2 protein-coding genes are annotated in these 1,324 nt (G+C 73.9%); one reads left to right on the forward strand and one right to left on the reverse strand.

The genetic code is table 11. From position 1 onward, the window contains the following. The coding region (locus EHS43_RS44695; protein WP_260471021.1) for a winged helix-turn-helix transcriptional regulator at positions 1–349 on the reverse strand (349 nt) is incomplete at its 3' end. A 57-nt stretch (positions 350–406) separates the two neighbouring features. Here EHS43_RS44695 and EHS43_RS44700 point away from each other — a divergent pair. Beyond that, a partial coding sequence (locus EHS43_RS44700; protein ID WP_125196070.1) for a Gfo/Idh/MocA family oxidoreductase occupies positions 407–1,324 on the forward strand: 918 nt, incomplete at its 3' end.

Consider the following 1,324-nt stretch of genomic DNA (forward strand, 5'->3'; position numbering starts at 1 on the left):
GCGCGGCACGGCGTTCGCCCACCACCGTCCCCGCGAGATCCACCAGCACCGTCCGCAGCGCGTCCCGGTCCAGGTGGATGCCCACCGCGTGGGCCGCCCCGGGCACCAGCCGCAGGACGGTCCGCGGCTTGCCGCCCGTCGACGCCCGGTGACCCGCCTCCGCCGCGAGGCCCGCCTCCCGCAGCCGCCCGGTGATCTTGGAGACGGCCTGCGGGGTCAGCCCCGTCCGCTCGGCGAGCTCCAGTCGGCTGATGCCCCCGGCGCCCGCGCCCCGGAGCAGATCGAGCACGAGCGCGGTGTTGTGGCTGCGCAGGGCCGGGAGGTTGACGCCGCCGTTCGTCCTGTTCACACCGGCCATTGTCCGCCACGCTTGCACTTTGGCAACACCGTTGCGAAAGTGGAGGGCATGACTGCTGCTGACCTCCGCGTGGGCCTCGTCGGCTTCGGCCTCGCGGGCTCCGTCTTCCATGCCCCGCTGATCGCCGCCACCGAGGGCCTCGCCCTCGACACGGTGGTCACCTCGAACCCCGAGCGGCAGGAACAGGCCCGCGCCGAGTTCCCGGACGTCCGTACGGTCGCGGGCACCGACGAGCTGTTCGCCCGCGCCGACGAGCTTGATCTCGTCGTCATCGCGTCGCCGAACAAGACCCACGTCCCGCTCGCCACCGCCGCCCTGGAGGCCGGTCTCCCGGTCGTGGTCGACAAGCCGATCGCCGGCACCGCGGCCGAGGCGCGCGAGCTCGCCGCCCGCGCCGAGGAGCGCGGCCTGCTCCTGTCGGTCTTCCAGAACCGACGCTGGGACAACGACTTCCTGACCCTGCGCCGACTCCTCGACGAGGGCGAACTGGGCGACGTATGGCGCTTCGAGTCCCGTTTCGAGCGGTGGCGACCGCAGCCCAAGGGCGGCTGGCGCGAGTCCGGCGACCCGGCAGAGATCGGAGGTCTGCTCTACGACCTCGGCAGCCATGTCGTCGACCAGGCCCTGACCCTCTTCGGGCCCGCCGCGTCCGTGTACGCCGAGGCGGACGTGCGCCGCCCGGGCGCCGAGATCGACGACGACACGTTCATCGCGATCACCCACGCGAGCGGTGTCCGCTCCCACCTGTACGTCTCCGCCACCACCGCACAGCTCGGCCCCCGTTTCCGGGTGCTGGGCTCCAAGGCAGGCTATGTGAAGTACGGCCTCGATCCGCAGGAGGCGGCCCTGCGCGAGGGCGAGCGCCCCGGCACCGCGGCCGGCTGGGGCCGGGAGCCGGAGTCGCTGTGGGGCCGGCTCGGCGCGGGCGAGTCCCCCGTGACGGGCGGCGGCAGCCCCGTCCCCACC

Origin of the sequence: Streptomyces sp. RP5T (genome assembly GCF_003933965.1) — a bacterium.
GTDB lineage: Bacteria > Actinomycetota > Actinomycetes > Streptomycetales > Streptomycetaceae > Streptomyces.